This window comes from Rhizobium sp. BR 315, assembly GCF_050577975.1.
GTDB lineage: Bacteria > Pseudomonadota > Alphaproteobacteria > Rhizobiales > Rhizobiaceae > Rhizobium > Rhizobium miluonense.
In genome coordinates, this window is record NZ_JARWKZ010000002.1 from 1 (window position 1) to 16,637 (window position 16,637).

Annotated in this window: 10 protein-coding genes; 3 read left to right on the top strand and 7 right to left on the bottom strand. The window is 59.1% G+C overall.

Features of this window, described 5'->3' with window-relative positions; genetic code table 11:
• The coding region (locus QD409_RS02565; RefSeq protein ID WP_430761883.1) for a beta strand repeat-containing protein at positions 1-2,825 on the bottom strand (2,825 nt) is incomplete at its 3' end.
• Positions 2,826-4,239: 1,414 nt separating this feature from the next.
• Here QD409_RS02565 and QD409_RS02570 point away from each other — a divergent pair.
• Entirely contained in the window at positions 4,240-6,579 is a 2,340-nt protein-coding gene (locus tag QD409_RS02570; protein ID WP_092855699.1) for a methyl-accepting chemotaxis protein, read from the top strand.
• 158 nt (positions 6,580-6,737) lie between these two features.
• Here the strand turns inward: QD409_RS02570 and QD409_RS02575 are convergent, their stop codons facing one another.
• The 6 genes from QD409_RS02575 to QD409_RS02600 all read right to left on the bottom strand — a co-directional run bounded on the left by QD409_RS02575 (position 6,738) and on the right by QD409_RS02600 (position 13,569).
• Positions 6,738-8,375, bottom strand: a complete 1,638-nt coding sequence (locus tag QD409_RS02575; protein ID WP_092855698.1) for a GMC oxidoreductase — start codon at positions 8,373-8,375, stop codon at positions 6,738-6,740.
• A 17-nt stretch (positions 8,376-8,392) separates the two neighbouring features.
• The gene (locus tag QD409_RS02580; protein WP_092855697.1) at positions 8,393-9,475 is read right to left on the bottom strand and encodes an ABC transporter ATP-binding protein; all 1,083 of its coding nucleotides are present in this window, start codon (positions 9,473-9,475) and stop codon (positions 8,393-8,395) included.
• A gap of 4 nt (positions 9,476-9,479) precedes the next feature.
• Positions 9,480-10,367, bottom strand: a complete 888-nt coding sequence (locus QD409_RS02585) for a carbohydrate ABC transporter permease (protein ID WP_092855696.1) — start codon at positions 10,365-10,367, stop codon at positions 9,480-9,482.
• A complete protein-coding gene (locus tag QD409_RS02590; RefSeq protein ID WP_092855694.1) occupies positions 10,367-11,254 on the bottom strand; it encodes a carbohydrate ABC transporter permease in 888 nt (295 codons plus the stop codon). The genes QD409_RS02585 and QD409_RS02590 overlap by 1 nt, the downstream gene beginning before the upstream one ends.
• A 71-nt stretch (positions 11,255-11,325) precedes the next feature.
• Entirely contained in the window at positions 11,326-12,558 is a 1,233-nt protein-coding gene (locus QD409_RS02595; protein WP_092855692.1) for an ABC transporter substrate-binding protein, read from the bottom strand.
• Positions 12,559-12,615: 57 nt separating this feature from the next.
• Positions 12,616-13,569 carry a sugar phosphate isomerase/epimerase family protein gene (locus QD409_RS02600; RefSeq protein ID WP_092855701.1) on the bottom strand — a complete coding sequence of 318 codons (954 nt, stop codon included), beginning with the start codon at positions 13,567-13,569 and terminating at the stop codon, positions 12,616-12,618.
• A 268-nt stretch (positions 13,570-13,837) separates the two neighbouring features.
• On the opposite strand from QD409_RS02600, the gene QD409_RS02605 reads away from it, so the two are divergent.
• Positions 13,838-14,905, top strand: coding sequence for a LacI family DNA-binding transcriptional regulator (locus QD409_RS02605; RefSeq protein ID WP_092855690.1), 1,068 nt, complete (start codon positions 13,838-13,840; stop codon positions 14,903-14,905).
• 461 nt (positions 14,906-15,366) lie between these two features.
• Positions 15,367-16,632 (top strand): MFS transporter, encoded by a 1,266-nt coding sequence (locus QD409_RS02610; protein WP_430761884.1) that lies wholly within the window; start codon positions 15,367-15,369, stop codon positions 16,630-16,632.
• The last annotated feature ends 5 nt before the right edge of the window (positions 16,633-16,637 follow it).

A 16,637-nucleotide genomic window follows, 5' to 3' on the forward strand; every position in this document is an offset into this window, starting at 1 on the left:
GCGACCGGAGCCTGGATGTTGATCGCCAGGCTGTAGGCGCGTGACCCCGTGAATGGCCCCGAGCCGGTCGAACTGTCGGTCGCGGTGACGGTGAAGTTGAATGTCCCGGATGCCGTCGGCGTGCCGGAGAGCACGCCCCCCGTCGACAGCGTCAGGCCGGCCGGCAGGGCACCGGCGGTCACCGCCTGGCTATAGGGAGCGGTTCCGCCCGAAGCCGTAAGGGTCTGGCTGTAGGCAGTGGCAACGGTTGCAGCCGGCAGCGTTGCCGGGGCGAGCGAAATCGTCGGGGCGCCGATGGTCAGACTGTAGGCTCTGGTGCCGGTAAACGTAAGACTGTCCGTCGCGGTGATGGTGAAGTTGAAAGTCCCCGCCGCAGTCGGCGTGCCGGAGAGCATGCCGCCGGAGGAAAACGCCACACCGGGAGGCAAGGAGCCAGCCGACAGGCTATAGGTATAGGAGCCGGCGCCGCCCGAGGCCGTGAGTGTCTGGCTATAGGCAGTTCCGGCCGCGCCAGCCGTCAGCGTTGCCGGTGCGATCGTGATCGTTGGTGCGGAAATCGCTATGCTGTAGGCCTGGGTGCCGGTAAATAAGTTGCCGTCCTTCGCGGTAACGGTGAAGTTGAAAGTCCCCGCCGTAGTCGGCGTACCGGAGAGCGCGCCGCCCGAGGAAAACGCCACACCGGGAGGCAAGGCACCAGCCGACAGGCTATAGGTATAGGAACCGGTGCCGCCCGAGGCCGTGATGGTCTGACTATAGGTAGTCCCGGCCGTGCCAGCGGGCAGCGTTGCCGGTGCGATGGTGATCGTGGGTGCGGCAATCGTTAAGGTGTAAGCCCGCGAGCCCGTAAAAGGGCCTGTGCCCGTGGAACTGTCGGTCGCAGTAACGGTAAAGTTGAAGGTCCCCGCGGTAGTCGGCGTACCGGAGAGCGCGCCGCCCGAGGAAAGCCCTACGCCAGCCGGAAGGGCGCCAGCCGAGAGGCTATAGGTGTAGGAACCAGTGCCGCCCGTGGCCGTCATGGTCTGGTTATACGCCGTCTCCGCTGTTCCGGATGGCAGAGAGGAAGGGTTGACCACGATCGTCGGCGCAGAAACGCTTAAACTATAAGCCCTCGAACCCGTGAACGGTCCGGTCCCGGTCGAGCTGTCAGTCGCGGTAATTGTAAAGTTAAACGTACCCCCTGCCGTCGGCGTGCCGGCGAGAGCTCCTCCAGAAGAGAGCGTCAAACCGGCAGGCAGAGCGCCGGCGGTGATCGCATAGCTGTAAGAATTAGTGCCGCCCGATGCGGTGACGGTCTGGCTGTAGGCAACAGCAACGGCCGCCGTCGGAAGCGTCGTCGGCGCTACCGTGATCGTTGGCGCAGCAACGGTCAGGCTGTAGGCCTTGGAACTGGAGAATGGCGCGCCAGTTCCAGTCGAACTGTCGGTTGCGGCGACGGTGAAATTGAACGTGCCTCCCGCCGTCGGCGTGCCGGCGAGAGAGCCTCCCGATGAGAGCGTCAAGCCGGCAGGAAGAGCGCCGGACGTGATCGCAAAACTATAGGAACTGGTGCCACCGGATGCCGTGATCGTTTGGCTGTAGGCAGTTCCGACGACGCCCGCCGACAGAGAGGATGGGCTAACCGAGATCGTTGGTGCAGCAACGGTTATGCTGTAGGCCTTGGAGCTTGCGAATGGTCCGGTACCTGTCGAGCTGTCCGTCGCGGTGATGGTAAAGTTGAAGGTGCCTGCTGCCGTCGGCGTGCCGGAAACCGAGCCGGTCGTTGTCGACAGGCTCAAACCGGCCGGAAGCGAGCCGGCGGTGATCGCATAGGTGTAGGGGCCGGTGCCGCCGGTGGCACTGACGGCCTGGCTATAGGCCACCGCGACAGTGCCGGATGGCAGTGTCGATGGACTGAGTGAGACCGTCGGTGGGCTGACGGTTATGGTTGCCGTTGCAGGCGTTGAGGTGCCTGCGCCATTTGTGGCAGTGTAAGTAAAGCTGTCTGGGCCGGAATAGCTTGCGGTCGGTGTATAGGTGATCGAAGTACCGCTCGCCGAGGCGCTGCCGTGCGCGGCCTGGGTCGCAATGGCCACCGATGATGCAGCTCCACCCGTAAGGTTGAGCGTGATCGGATTTGAGCTGCTGCCGTGGCTCACTGTTGCGCTGACCGGATTGGCGACGGGCGGCGGCACGTTTTGAACCGAAAAGTTAATCGTCACAACATTGAAATAGGGACCTGGCGATATGCCGTGCAGATTCGGACTGCTATCGGTTACAGTAACCTGAAAACTGAAGTTCCCTTGAGAGGTCGGGGTGCCGCTGATCGTACCGTTGCTGGCCAATGAAAGTCCCGGAGGAAGGGTCGAGCCGGTATAGAGCGCAAAACTGTATGGAGCCAAAGCGCCTGATGCGGAAAGCGTTGCGCTGTAGGCAACATTCACGCTGGCGGCTGGGGGAGTGGCAACCGCAATATTGTTGGATGGGTTCGGGACGGAGATTGTATAGGACTTGGTTGTTGTCGTGCCGACATTGTCCGTGACGGTAAAGGTTGCCGTATAATTACCGGCCTGCGTGGGAGTGCCGCTGATGGTTGATCCACTGAAGGATAGACCCGGCGACAGTGAGCCGCTGGTGAGGGAGAAGGTATAGGGTGCAGTGCCGCCGCTTGCGCTCAGCGTTTGGCTATAGCTTGTGCCGACTTGCGGGCTGGCCAGCGATGCCGGCGAAACGGTGATGGGGCTTGTAGCTGCCGCAATCGCTACATTGATCGTGAAAGGGTTTGCACTCGCATCTGCCACCACGAAGCTGTCGCTGGTGGCTCCATCACCGTTATTTGTATATGTCACTACCCCCGCAGCGGCATCGACGGTTACCGAACCATGCTGGGGAGAGGTCGTGTTTGGTCCGGGATAGGGGTTGAGGCCAAACGGATCACACTGAACACCGATGTTGATACTAATCGACCCACCGGAAGCCATCGGGTTCGTCGATGGTGTCGTGTTCGCATCGGGCACATTGAAGATTGAGCAAGCGGCATAGGCGGCGCTCGGGGCCGCGAACATCAGACCAATAGAGAACAGAATAACAATCAGCGCTAGCTTAGAAAGTGGCGTATGAGCGCGCGCATCGGCAGATTTTAAACTTGGAACTGCTTCAACGGCATGATTTACAAACCGCCTCATGCAGCACATCAAGCTTTTGATGAGATCGAGTTGCGATGTACTTGTTTCGTTCTCAAGGCGATGCCCGCATCTTGCAAGTCCAATGCCCAGCCGTTCATCGATTTTCATTTGCCCAATCCAAAGATCGAGCTCACATCCGACCGGTAGCCACCAGCAGGAGTTGCTCGCGTAATTGCCTGCCCGCACTTTGGCTTACGCCCCTCACTCGATTTCAGTACTATCGGAAGTGGTTGCATGGCAATTTGCTAAGCTTGGGATTCCTCTGGATTGAGTTTTGTGAAAGCATTATTCAATCGAATGTTGTATATTCACAACAATGCGAATAAGCGGTGCTGCATTGCTACCCGGCAGGGTCGTGGCGTTGGCACGTTGCCCTTGGCTTAAGGGGTGACGGGTAGTTGCGATGAGATGAGCTCCCCGTGAGCTACAATATTTTGTGGGGCTGCAGTTTATTTCTCTGAGCTGCTATGGCGGTCATGAGGCAATACGCCTTCTCACTCCTCTGATATCGAAGGGCTAGGTCCACCGCAAACCGCTCGCGTAGTCCGGATCGAACTTCTTCGCTCGGCATCGAACAGTGTCGAGAGAAACGATGATGCCAGCCGATATCCTTTAACATTTGCGCGGGTACCCCAATCGGCGATGTCCGGGTCAGACCCGATTGCGGGCGGAAAACTGTGACACGCTCAGCTGACGATGGGTTGGAGCAAGAATACTCGTTGTCAAACAGCGCCTTCAGCTAAATTAGCGCTATATTTTTGTATATTATACTTTAGTTTTTGATGTTATTTCCTGTAGGTCCGTGAATAATTAGTGATCAAGTTTGTCGTCGAGCCGAAAAAGGACGCAGACCGCAATTATTTCTATGTATTTTCAGAAGGCAATATTAATTCTGTTTCAATAAAGCTGGGCTAACGTTGTCTCTGATTGGACGGGCCATGAGGAGCCTGTGCTCGGGCGGCGTCTCGACGGCTCACTGACTGCTTTTCTTTTAGAAATTACACCACAAGAGCTCCAGAAATACGGGTTTCGGCGAAGCGGGTTAGCATCACGGCACCCCGAACGTAGGTGAGCAATTATGTTTTTTTCTCTTCGCAATATACTTGTTGGAATTTTCCTTTCTCTCAGCGTTGCTCTATGCGTGCTAACAGGATCTTCCATGCTCGATGCCTATCGCGGCGAAAGCACTTATGCCGACGTCTCGAAGTTCACCATGTTAGACCGCGCGCTCTTCCAAACACTCGCCAACTTCCGGAACGAGCGAGGTGACGGTTCGTCGCTCGCCAAGCTTGAGCTTGGCACGCAAGACGCAACGCTTGCCATGTTGAAAGCGGACCGGGTCATCGTCGACAAATATATGGCTGACGCAAAATCGGTCTCTGCAAACATTGACGAAGAGGCGCTCAAAGCGCCAATTGCCGATGTCATGAGCGCATACGATCGGGTCGTCGCATTCCGCTCAAAGCTCGACAGCGAAGTCGCCAAGAAGCTCGCCGATCGCGATCCGACACTGCAGGCCACGACGCTGGACATCGGCCAGCAGCTCCTGACCGCGCTGGAAACTGGTTCGACCGCCGTTGAAAGCCAGATCCGCGCGAGTGATCCTTCAATGTCGGCGCTGATCCAGATCCGTGCACTGACATGGTACACTCGCGCGACAGCGGGTGCAGCAAACCTGTTGTTCGTCAACACGCTCGCCTCCGGAGAGGCGATGAAGCCAGAAGAAGTCAGCAAGATCCAACAGTTCGACTACGCTGCCAGCTTCACCTGGGGACAGATCGGTACTCTAGTCAACCATCCGTCGACACCGCAGGTGGTCAAGGATGCCTACAAGATTAGCAACACGACCTATTTCAGCGGCGACTTCGCGGCAAAGCACAGTGCACTACTTGCCAAGTTCGCAGCCGGCGAGAAGAAGGCTATGTCCCTCGACGACTGGCGCCCGCTCGGCAACGCTGCCCTTTTGACCATCACAAACACCGCCGCTGGAGCCGCAGATGGCATGGTGGCCAAGGCAGCCGCCAGCCAGCATGATGCATTCATAAGCCTGATCGCCTACGGGCTCACCTTCCTTGTCGCCGCGGTTCTGAGTATCACTGGTATCTGCGTCATCGTCTTCCGCGTCACCAAGCCCGTCGGCGCGCTAACACATTCGATGACGGCGCTCGCCCAAGGCGACCTCTCGGTCTCGATCGGTGGCGTCGAGCGGCGCGATGAGATCGGTGCCATGGCGCGTTCCGTTGAGGTGTTCCAGCAGGCCGCCCTGCGCAACAAGGCGCTCGAAGCCGAAGCCGCAGAGGCACGCGTCACATCGGAGAATGAGCGCGTCGAAGTCCAGCGCCGTGCCGAAGCCGAGGCCGAACAAAGGCTGCTGCAGGCAACGGGTTCGCTTGCGACAGGTCTGCGTCATTTGGCCTCTGGCGACCTGCGTTGCGAAATCGAAACGCCGCTGGCTGCGCAGTTCGAAGCTCTGCGTCACGACTTCAATTCATCGGTCAGCCAGCTTCGCGCTGCCATGTCCCAGGTCGGCCAGGCCGCGTCACTCGTAAATAGTGGCAGCTACGAGATCTCGCAGGCTTCCGATAACCTCTCCAAGCGCACCGAGCAGCAGGCCGCGTCGCTGGAAGAGACGGCGGCCGCACTTGAAGAGGTTACGGCGAACGTCCAGTCGACCTCCAAGCGAACTGGCGATGCACGTGACCTAGTCCGCGGGGCCCGGTTGCGGGCAGAAAGCTCCAGCCAAGTCGTCAACAATGCCGTCAATGCTATGGGCAGAATCGAGCATTCGTCCAAACAAATCAGTCAGATCATCAGCGTGATCGACGAGATCGCCTTCCAGACCAACCTGCTCGCGCTCAACGCCGGTGTCGAGGCAGCGCGTGCGGGTGAAGCCGGCAAGGGCTTTGCCGTGGTCGCCCAGGAAGTGCGCGAACTTGCCCAGCGTTCGGCCAATGCTGCCAAAGAAATCAAGACTCTGATCGGCAATTCCGGAGTTGCCGTCGGCGAGGGAGTGAAGCTCGTCAACGACACCGGCGAGGGCCTGGCGGCTATCGCCGACCTAGTCCTGCAGATCAATCAGCACATGGATGCGATCGCCATTGCCGCCCAGGAGCAGTCCATGGGCCTGTCGGAGATCAACAGTGCCGTTAATCACATGGACCAGGCGACACAGCAGAATGCCGCCATGGTCGAAGAGATGAACGCGGCTGGCGCCGGTCTGGCCGAGGAGAGCAAGCGCCTCGGCGAACTCCTGAGTGCATTCCGCACAGGCGAAGCCGAACGCAGGGAGCCACAGGCGCGGCCCGTAGCCCGGCCTGCCTCTGCCCCGACAACGGGTCGACTTGCCGCACGCGCCGCTCCGGTCACGCAGGGCAATGCCGCGTTGAAACAACTCCAGCAGGAGTGGTCGGAGTTCTGATAAGTCTGACGTCAAGACAGGCAACTACGCCTTGCTGCGGTTAGCGCCGCGAGGATCGCCCCGGGCACCTTGTCCGGGGCATTTTCGTTTAGCCGTTTCAGCCCCACGCCGATCATGAATGTACTTGGACTGCCGGCTAGCTTTGCAGGCGAGCTTGTTCAGTGCTGGTGGACAAGCCTCCGGCATGCACGAACTGTCAACGCCATGACGGTAAGGGTCGTGCCGGCGATACCGCTGCCGGGGAATGCACTGGCATCCGTGACAATGACGTTAGGTACGCCCCAGAGCTGATTGTAGGGATTGAGCACGGAGTTCCGTGGGTCATCCCCCATCCTTGCGCCACCCGTTTCGTGGATCGCCGCTCCCATGCACATGGTCTTGCGGAACCATTTGCGGAACATGAGTCGGCTGAATGGATCGGCATCGGGAAAGGCGCCGCGGCCCATTTCCCTGAGACCGATAGGCGAGCCGATGAACTCCAGATCTCCGCCGACATCGCGCACCATCTCGACAAGCGCCTCCTCCTGCTGGCGGAGAAGCGCGTGCTCTTCCTCGCCCATGACGCATCGGATATGCGGAACGGGAATTCCCCAGGCATCCTTGCGCCTCGCGTTGAGGGTGATGCGGTTGTCTGCATAGGGCAGCATGCGACCGAAGCCGAAGAATGCCAGCCGGGCAGGCTCGCTATCGGGCGTGGGTGCTCGGCCAATGCTGCCTTGATAATCGAAATCGCCACGACCGGCATCACCGGCTCCAAAACGCGGCACGAAGATGCCGCCAGATGGGTTGTAGAAGGGATCAGTGGGGGCGGAATCGTCGACTGCCCATCCCTTCGCCTTGGAGAAGGAGCCGAAGGCGAGGCAAGGCAGCTGGTCCATGAAATAGCGTCCGAGTGCACCCGAACTGTTGCCCAGCCCCTCGGGATGCCTGGCCGATGCCGAATTGAGAAGCAACCGTACGCTTTCGATCGGCGAAGCCGACAGCACCACGAAGGCGGCGCGGACAGTCTCCACCTTCCCGGTGACGCGATCGATGAATTCGGCACCCGTGGCCCGGGTCCCTTGCTCGTCCGTTGCGATGCGGCGAACGATGGCATCGTGACGGATGGTCAGGCGTCCTGTCGCAAGCGCCTCTCTCAAGGGCTTGGGCGTGCGCTCGGGATCCGGGGCGATATAACGCCAGGACACGACATGCCGCTGCGGCCAGCGACCCTCCACTTCGCTCTTGAAGATTTGTTCGGCCGGCGTCAGCTTTGCCGGATGTGCATAAATTCCATCCGGCAGCGTCTCGACGCCGTCAGGATTGCCGTAGAGCCCGAGGCAGGCTTCAACCTCGTCGTAAAAGGGCGCAAGCTCATCATAGCCAACCGGCCAGTCCATGCCCTTGCCGGTTCGCGACTGGATCTTGAAGTCATCGTCCGTCCAGCGCAGCAAGACGCGGCCGAAGCTGTGCAGGCGACCGCCGCCCTGGCGCCCGCGGATCCACAGGAACGGCGCGTCCTTCGGCGTTGTGTAGGGGTTCTTTCGGTCGTTGACGAAGAAATGGCTGAAGCGCTCGGTGAAGAAGGCTGCGCGCGCCTGAATCGGCTGGCCCTTCACTGTGGCGCGTGCGCGCTCCCAAATGTTGATGCTGCTCGCCGGCTGCTTCTTGCGAGCCGGATCGAAATCCTTCTGGCTCACTGCGGGACCGGCTTCGAGCAAAAGCACTGAGAGCCCCTGAGCGGTCAATTCCTTGGCGGCAAAGGAGCCGGCAGCGCCGGAACCGATGACCAGCGCGTCATAAGTAGTCTGGGACATAGATTTTTCCGTATATTTCAGAGACGGACGCCGTCGGCGTCAAAGAGGGAGGCCTTGGCGATATCGAGGCCGGGCGAGATCGCTGTGCCTGGCTGCAGCGTCGTGTCGCCCATGATGCGATAGGAAAGGCTTTGCCGAGCCCAATCGAACCAGACCACCGTGTCGGCGCCCATCGGCTCGACCACCGAGACGATACCGGCAATGGTTGGCAAAGACCCTGTTCCCCGGTCGGGAACGATATGTTCGGGCCGGATGCCGAGCGTGGCGGCACCCGGCTTGATGGCTGCCAGAAAAGGATAGTTGGCCAGATCGATGGCCAGGCCAGTGCTTTCGAAGACCGGGTTTTCAGCCTTGATCGCGATCTCCCCCGTGATGAAGTTCATCGCCGGTGCGCCGATGAAGCCGGCGACGAAGAGATTTGCGGGGCGGTGGTAGATCTCCGACGGACTCGCCAGCTGCTGGATGACGCCGTCCCTCATGATGGCAATGCGGTCGGCAAGGGTCAGCGCTTCGACCTGATCGTGGGTCACATAGATCATCGTGTTGCCGAGGCTCTGATGCAGCTTCTTGATCTCGACGCGCAGCTCGTTGCGAAGCTTGGCGTCGAGATTGGAAAGCGGTTCGTCGAACAGGAAGACATCGACCTCACGGACGAGGGCCCGGCCGATCGCAACGCGCTGACGCTGACCACCCGACAATTCCGACGGGCGGCGATCGAGCAGCTTTTCCAAGTGCAGAAGCGAGGCCGTGCGGGCGATACGAGCCTCTATCTCCGGCTTGGGCAATCCAGCGACGCGCAGGCCGAAGGAGAGGTTCCTGCGCACCGTCATCCGCGGGTAAAGCGCATAGGACTGGAAAACCATGCCGATGCCGCGATCTTTCGGCTCCTCCCAGGTCACGTTCTTTCCGGAGATCCACATTTCGCCGTCGCGGATATCCTGCAATCCGGCGATCGCATTCAGCAGCGTCGATTTCCCGCAGCCGGATGGGCCGAGCAGCACGAGAAACTCGCGCGGGGCGATGTCGATGGAGAGCTTCTCGATGACGGTATGGTCACCATAGGCAATCTTGAGGTCTTTTACCGATACGGCAGGCTGCATGGCATTACCCTTTGACAGCACCGGCTCCGACACCGCGCAGGAACCAGCGGCCGGAGAAGAAATAGATGGCGAGAGGAACGACGGCGGTCAGAATGGTGGCGGCCATGTTCACATTGTAGGCGCGTTCGCCCATGGTTGTATTGACGATGTTGTTGAGCTGGACGGTCATCGGCAGGTTGTCTCGGCCGGCGAAGACCAGGCCGATCAGGAAGTCGTTCCAGATACCTGTGAACTGGAAGATGGAGGCAACCATCACCATCGGCGCGGACATCGGCAGCATGATCTCGAGGAAAATGCGCCAGAAGCCGGCCCCGTCGACGCGGGCCGCCTTGCAGAGCTCTTCGGGAATGGCGACGAAATAATTGCGAAACAGCAGCGTGACCAGCGGCAGGCCGAAAATGACGTGAACGAGGACGACGCCGGCCACGGAATTGTAAAGGCTCAAATTGGCAAGTAGCCGTACCAGCGGATAGAGGAAGATCTGGTAGGGGATGAGGCCGCCGGCCATCAGCAACCCGAACAGAAGGTTCGAGCCTTTCGGCCGCCAGAGCGACAGTGCATAACCGTTGATCGCCCCGATGGAGACGGAAATGACGACGGCGGGCACAGTAATCTTGATCGAGTTCCAGAAACCGATACGCACGCCAAGGCACTGCGTGCCCATGCAGGCTCCCGACCAGGCGGTGTTCCAGGCATTGAAATCAAGGGTATCCGGCAGTGCGAAGATATGGCCCTGGCGGATTTCCTCCATCGACTTCAACGACGTGACGAGCATGGTGTAGAGAGGCAGCAGGAAGAACAGCGCAGACAGGATCAGGAATGCGTAGAGCCCGATCTGGCCGACGCTAAGCCTGGACGGCTTGAGGCCACGAGGATGGAGGCGGGTTGTCATCAATGCGCTCCCCTTCTTCTGGCGCGCATGGCGAGCGCATAGCGGAACGGGGCGACGGCCATGACGACGGAAAGCACCAATACGGTTGCACCGGCGCTGGCGAGCCCGAGGTTCTGGCGTTCGAACAGATTGTCCATGATGAATTTTGCCGGCACTTCGGTCGAGTAGCCGGGGCCGCCGCCGGTTTGCGCGACGATCAGATCGTAGGTCTTGATCACGCCCATGGAGAGCAGCATTCCCGATGCGGCAAGCGCCGGCCCGAGTTGCGGCAGGATGATCGAAAAGTAGATACGCCAGACCGGTATACCGTCGATCTGAGCAGCCTTCCATTGCTCCTCGCTAATCCCGCGCATGCCGGAGAGCGCAATGACCATGACGAGCCCGGCGCCTTGCCAGACACCGGCGAAGACCACCGTATAGATCGCCATGTCGCGATTGACGATCCAGTCGAAGACGAAGCCCTGCCAGCCAAGTGCCCGCACGGTCGCCTGAATACCGAATGTCGGATTGAGCATCCATTGCCAGATCAGCCCCGTGACAACGAAGGACATGGCGTAGGGATAGAGGAAGATGGTGCGGAACACGCTCTCGAAGCGGACCTTGCGGTCAAGGGCTGCCGCCAGCACGAAGCCGAGAGCGAGGCACCCTCCGACATAGAGAGCACCGAAGATCAGCACATTCTCCAGCGATGCAAGCCAGCGCGAGTTTTTAAACAGCTTGGCATATTGAGCGAAGCCGACATAGTTGGATGACGGGAAGATCGTCGAATCCGTGAAAGACAGGCGGACGGACCAGACCATGGTGCCGATATAGACGAAGATCGCGGCGATCCATGTCGGCAAGAGTGCAAAGGTCGCAGCCAGGGAACGTCTGCGCTTGGCTCGCATGTGCAAACTCTCTCAAAAGAACGGAGGAGCCGACCGACGATCACATCTTCGACCGGCTCGAAATACAGGCTCTATTCGAAGATCGCGAAGAACTTCTTCGCACCCGCGGCGCTGTCCTCCGAGGGGTTGCTCCAGAATTCGTCGACGAAGTCGTTGAGCGCGCCTGCCTGCTGTGGCGAGAGGATCAGCGCCTGATCCGGAACGATCTTGCCGGCGCCCATCAGCTCGAGGCCCTTCTGCGCGCACGTATCGAGCTTCGATTTGTCGACGTCGGTACGCATCGGCACCGAACCCTTCTTAAGCGAGAACTCGACCTGCACGATCGGATCCATGGCGACTTCGGCCAGCAGCGCCTGCCCCTTTTGCGATGCCGCATCGGCGATCTTCGGGAAGGAGAAGGAGTCGGCGACATAGACCATGCCGGGGGATTGCGGAGCAAGCATGCAACCATAGTCCTTGCCAAGCTGTTTGCCGGCCGCGACGAATTCGCCCTTGGCCCAGTCACCCATGAACTGCACGCCGGCCTTGCCGGTGATGACCATGGCAGTGGCATCGTTCCAGTTGCGCCCCGGCGCGCCCTCGTCGACATAGGCGCGCAGCTTGCCGAGAATATCGAGCGTCTTCTTCACGCCTTCGACGGAAGCGTCGCCTTTGTCCTTGTCGACATAGATCTTCAGGAAGCCGTCTATGCCGACTTGCGTCAGCAGGATCATATTGAAGACCTTGGATTCCTGCCAGGACTGGCCGCCCCAGGCGACCGGTTGCACGCCGGCGGCCTTGAGCTTGTCGAGTGCCGCGAAGAAATCGTCCCAGCTCTTGGGCTCGCCGTTCACGCCGGCTTTGGTGAAAGCGTCCTTGGAATAGAAGACCCAGCTCTCGCCATGGGCGTCGGTGGGAGAGAGATAGGTCTGGCCTTTGAAGGTAGTGAGATCATGGATCGATTTCGGCAGAACCTCCGCCCATTTGCCTGCTTTTGCGATATCATCGATCGGGCTCAGCAGGCCCTGACTGACGAAATCGGCATTGGCAAGGCCGATCACCGCCTGTTTGGCAGCTGGCGGATCACCGGCGACCAACCGGTTCTGGAAGGCGGCGTCGGCCGCACCGAAACCGGCAATGGACGAATCTTTCCAGACCCCGCCGCGCTTTTCGAATTCCTGCTTGATGACATCGAGGGCGGCGGCTTCGCTGCCTGATGTCCAGGACGTCATGACTTCCGCCTTTGCCTTGTCCTCGGCATAGGCGGGAGCGGAGGCTGCCGCGAGTGCAGCTCCGACCAAGAGCAATTTCATCGTATTATTCATTGTTCACCTCTTCAAGAAGGCCCTCTTTGCGGGGCCATTGGTCTTCAGGTCATGAAATCAGCGATAGATCGGCAGCAATGCCTGCCGTACCAGCGTCAGGCCGTTGGCGATATCGCCGACCGGATCGGGTGCGGCGTCAAGCTCGAGAATAGCCCAGCCTTCGTAAGCGCGGTCGCGTAGCAACCTGATCCAGCCCGGCCAGTCGACGCGGCCGAGCCCGAAGCCGCAGAAATAAGGGCGATGACGATCATGAATATGCTCGTCGATCGGAGTGTCGGTCGGCATCGGTCCAAGCGCATCCTTCCAATGAGCGATGATGACCCGCTCATGGTGGCGTTCGACGACCTCAAGCGGATCGGAGCCGGCAACAATAATATGGGCGGTGTCCGGGCACATGTGGACATATGCAGGATCCGTCAACAGCATCAGAAGATCGACATCGCGAGAGGCGGCAAAGATCGAATGCGCCTCCGTGTGAACCGCGAGGCGCACGCCCTTCGCGTAGAGGATTGCGCCTAGGCGGTTGAGGAAATCGGCAATCTTGCGGGCCTGCTCGAAATCGAAGAATCGAACGGGCTGAGCGCCTGGGGTCTGGCGCAGCGGCGCGCCGATAACCATGATATCACTGCCGCAAGCCTTGAGAAATGCGGCATATTTCTCTGCCTTTTCGATGATGGCTGCCTGCGCCGATGCTTCGGCAAAATCGCCTGCAGCCTCGAGTTCGGCAAAAAAGCCGCTTGCCAATGCCAAACCGCGCTTGGAAAGCTCGCCCGCAAAGGCTTCGACCGAACCATAGGTTTTCGTCGCATCCTGCCAGTTGAAAGGAGAAAAGGTCAGCTCGACGCCAGTGACGCCGGATGCCTGTACGGCGTCCAGAATCTTGTCCCAAAAGGAGCGAGGTTCGCTGCGGGAGAGGGCGATTATGCCATCGTAATCCTCAACACCCCAGAAGGCGGGATGAAAGAAGGTAACGAGATCCACGCCAAAGCGAAGCCGTTCGGTCGAGCTCATGATGCTGTCCGTTCTCAGGATAGAGGCCATCGTCTGCGGAACTGATGTCGCAGCAGATAATCCGTAATGATTTCAATATATTATCATTTGGCAATCGTTTGCCATTGCTTGATAGTAGACAAGTCCTTTTCATATGCAAGCGATTTTTGGCAAACGTTTGCTAAGTCAGCGGAATTCCCGTAGCATCCGACACCGCAGGCATCGGGAAGGAAACAAAAAAGTGAAAAATAACAACAATTTGCCCGTGGCGGAGTATTCAGGACCCTTGATGGCGGACGTTGCGAGATTGGCAGGGGTGGCGATCTCAACGGTCAGCCGGGCACTTGCCAATCCCGGTCGGGTTAATGAGAAGACACGAGCTAAGATCGATGCAGCAGCAAAGCAATTGGGCTACACGCCGAATGCTATGGCGCGTGGCCTGCGGGTCGGCAAATCCAACACGATCATGATCATTCTGCCGGGTTCGCTCTATTACGGCGTTTCCCAGGTCATTCCGCAAGTCCTGCAAAGCATCAACAAAGCCTTGCTGCAGAATGGTTATAACCTGATGATCGCCAATCTCGGCCGCGACGTGGAATCTGAGCGCCATATTCTCGATCTCGCCTTCGGCGGCACCATTCGCGGCGCCATCATTCTCTCGTCCAAGCTGCCGGAAGTCGACGGCCGATCTCTTGCCAATGCTGGTTTGCCGATCGTCTCCATGTTGCTCGACATGAGTGATGCCGGTGTGCCGAGCGTCGTCACCAACGATCGCGAGGCGGTGCGGGATGCAACGGCCGATCTTATCCAACTTGGTCATCGCCGCTTTCTCTATCTTGCCGGCCCAGAGAACAACTATCATGACCTCGAGCGTTTTAGCGGCGTCGTCGAGGCACTACAGGAAGCAGGACTGCCAGAATCTGCGGTCGTTCGCTCGGGGGGCAAGCTGGATTATCAGCATGGTTTTGACATTGGCGTACACGCGGCGAGCGACTTTGCCGCACTTGCGGATAAACCGACCGCAGCCATCGCAACCAGCGACGACATGGCAATTTCTTTCATGAGTCGGGTGCAGCGTATGGGGCTGTCGATTCCGGGCGGCCTTTCGATCGTTTCCTTCGATGGTTCGCCCGTTTGTGCATTTTGCTCGCCGCCGCTTTCAACGATCGAGCAGCCGATGGAGGAGATGGGGCAGATGGCGGTCGCCATTCTGATGGTAGCCATCGATCGGCCGGAGCAAATGCCAGAGATGCGAAATGTTATCCGCAGCCGGCTCATTCAGCGTGAGAGCGTCGCTGCACCCGTAAGGGTAGTGTCGCCGCCTTCATCCGGAAATCATGAGGGCTCGACAATTTAAATCAAAGCCAGAAGATGACTTCAGCTGCGATGCATATGCTTGAGAAGAAGGTGTGGGCACATCGGTGACCGCGAAACGCGAGCCGTGGAAGCCTATTCGATCCCGATAAGGTGGGCGCCCATCTCGCCGCGCAGGCGGAGTCATGGCGCTATGCCTATTTTATACGCATTGCACAATTTTTTGACAGGATTGTTGCGACCGATCTCGCCATTGCAGCAATCCATCGCCGGCAGGCTCTGAATATAATCATTTAAAAACAATGGTGTAATCAATCTGGCATGGTCATTGCTTGGTAATGGGTAGGCCTTCGGCCACGATTTTGGCGTCCAACGACGGGCGTCACCAGCAAAGCTGCTGATCGGAAGACCTCGCGCTACACCGACGTATGCGCCCTGACCAGCGGCATTTTATTTTCAACCCTAGCGATGGATCGGCCCGACCTTGTCGGCCTTGGAGAAATCATGTCTGTTCATGAGAGAGCGCAATCCATATCCCCCGGCGAGCCAGCCAAGGCATTGTGGATTTCCACAATTGCTTTCACCCTCTGTTTTGCAGTCTGGACGATTTTTGCGATCATTGGCATTCGCATCAAGCAGGAGCTCGGCCTTTCCGAAGCCCAGTTCGGATTGCTTGTCGGCACGCCGGTTCTCACCGGATCGGTTGTTCGCATCGTGCTCGGGATTTGGACGGGCCGTTATGGCGGCCGTCTCGTCTATACAGTCACGATGCTGGCCGCAGCCGCGGCAACTTTTCTTTTATCCTATGCCACGACTTACGCGCAGATGCTGATCGCCGGCCTTGGTGTCGGGCTTGCCGGCGGCGCGTTCGCGGTTGGCGTCGCCTATGTCTCGCCGTTCTTTCCACCAGAGAAGCAGGGGACGGCACTTGGTATCTTCGGAGCTGGCAACGTCGGTGCCGCCGTCACCAAGTTTGCGGCTCCCGTCGTCCTGATTGCATGGGGATGGCAAGCTGTCGCCGAGATATGGGCATTGGTGCTTGCTGCAATGGCGATCGTCTTCTGGTTCACCACCACAGACGATCCGGCTTTCCGCGTACGTCGCGACCGCAAGCTCCCATCCAAGAGCCTACTGCAGGAATTCGCACCGTTGAGGAACGCCCAGGTCTGGCGGTTCTCGCTTTACTACTTTTTCGCCTTTGGCGGCTTCGTAGCCCTGTCGCTGTGGCTTCCTCGTTATCTGATCGGCGTCTACGGCTTCAATCTGGAGGTCGCCGGTATGGTGGCCGCCGCCTACTCCATTCCTGGCAGCATTTTCCGTGCCTTCGGTGGGATGGTCTCGGACAGGAAGGGAGCCCGAAGCGTCATGTACGTCATGCTGGCGGTGTCGGCAGTCACGACGCTGATCCTTTCGCTACCGGCTGCGCCTGCATCCGGCTCCGCCTTCGGAATCACGCCGCCGGTCTTCATCGCGGTCATCTTCGTTCTCGGCTTCGTCATGAGCCTCGGCAAGGCGGCCGTCTATAAGCATATCCCTGCCTATTACCCGGAGAATATCGGCGCCGTTGGCGGCATCGTCGGCATGATGGGCGGTCTCGGCGGCTTCATCCTGCCCATTGCTTTCGGCCTGCTCAAGGATCTGACTGGGCTTTGGTCGAGCTGTTTCCTGCTGTTGTTTGCGATTGTCGCGATTTCGCTCATCTGGATGCACCTCTCTATTCGCCAGCTTGAGCGCCGCGGGCTCTCCGCGCCCGTCGTGACCGCTACCTGATCTCA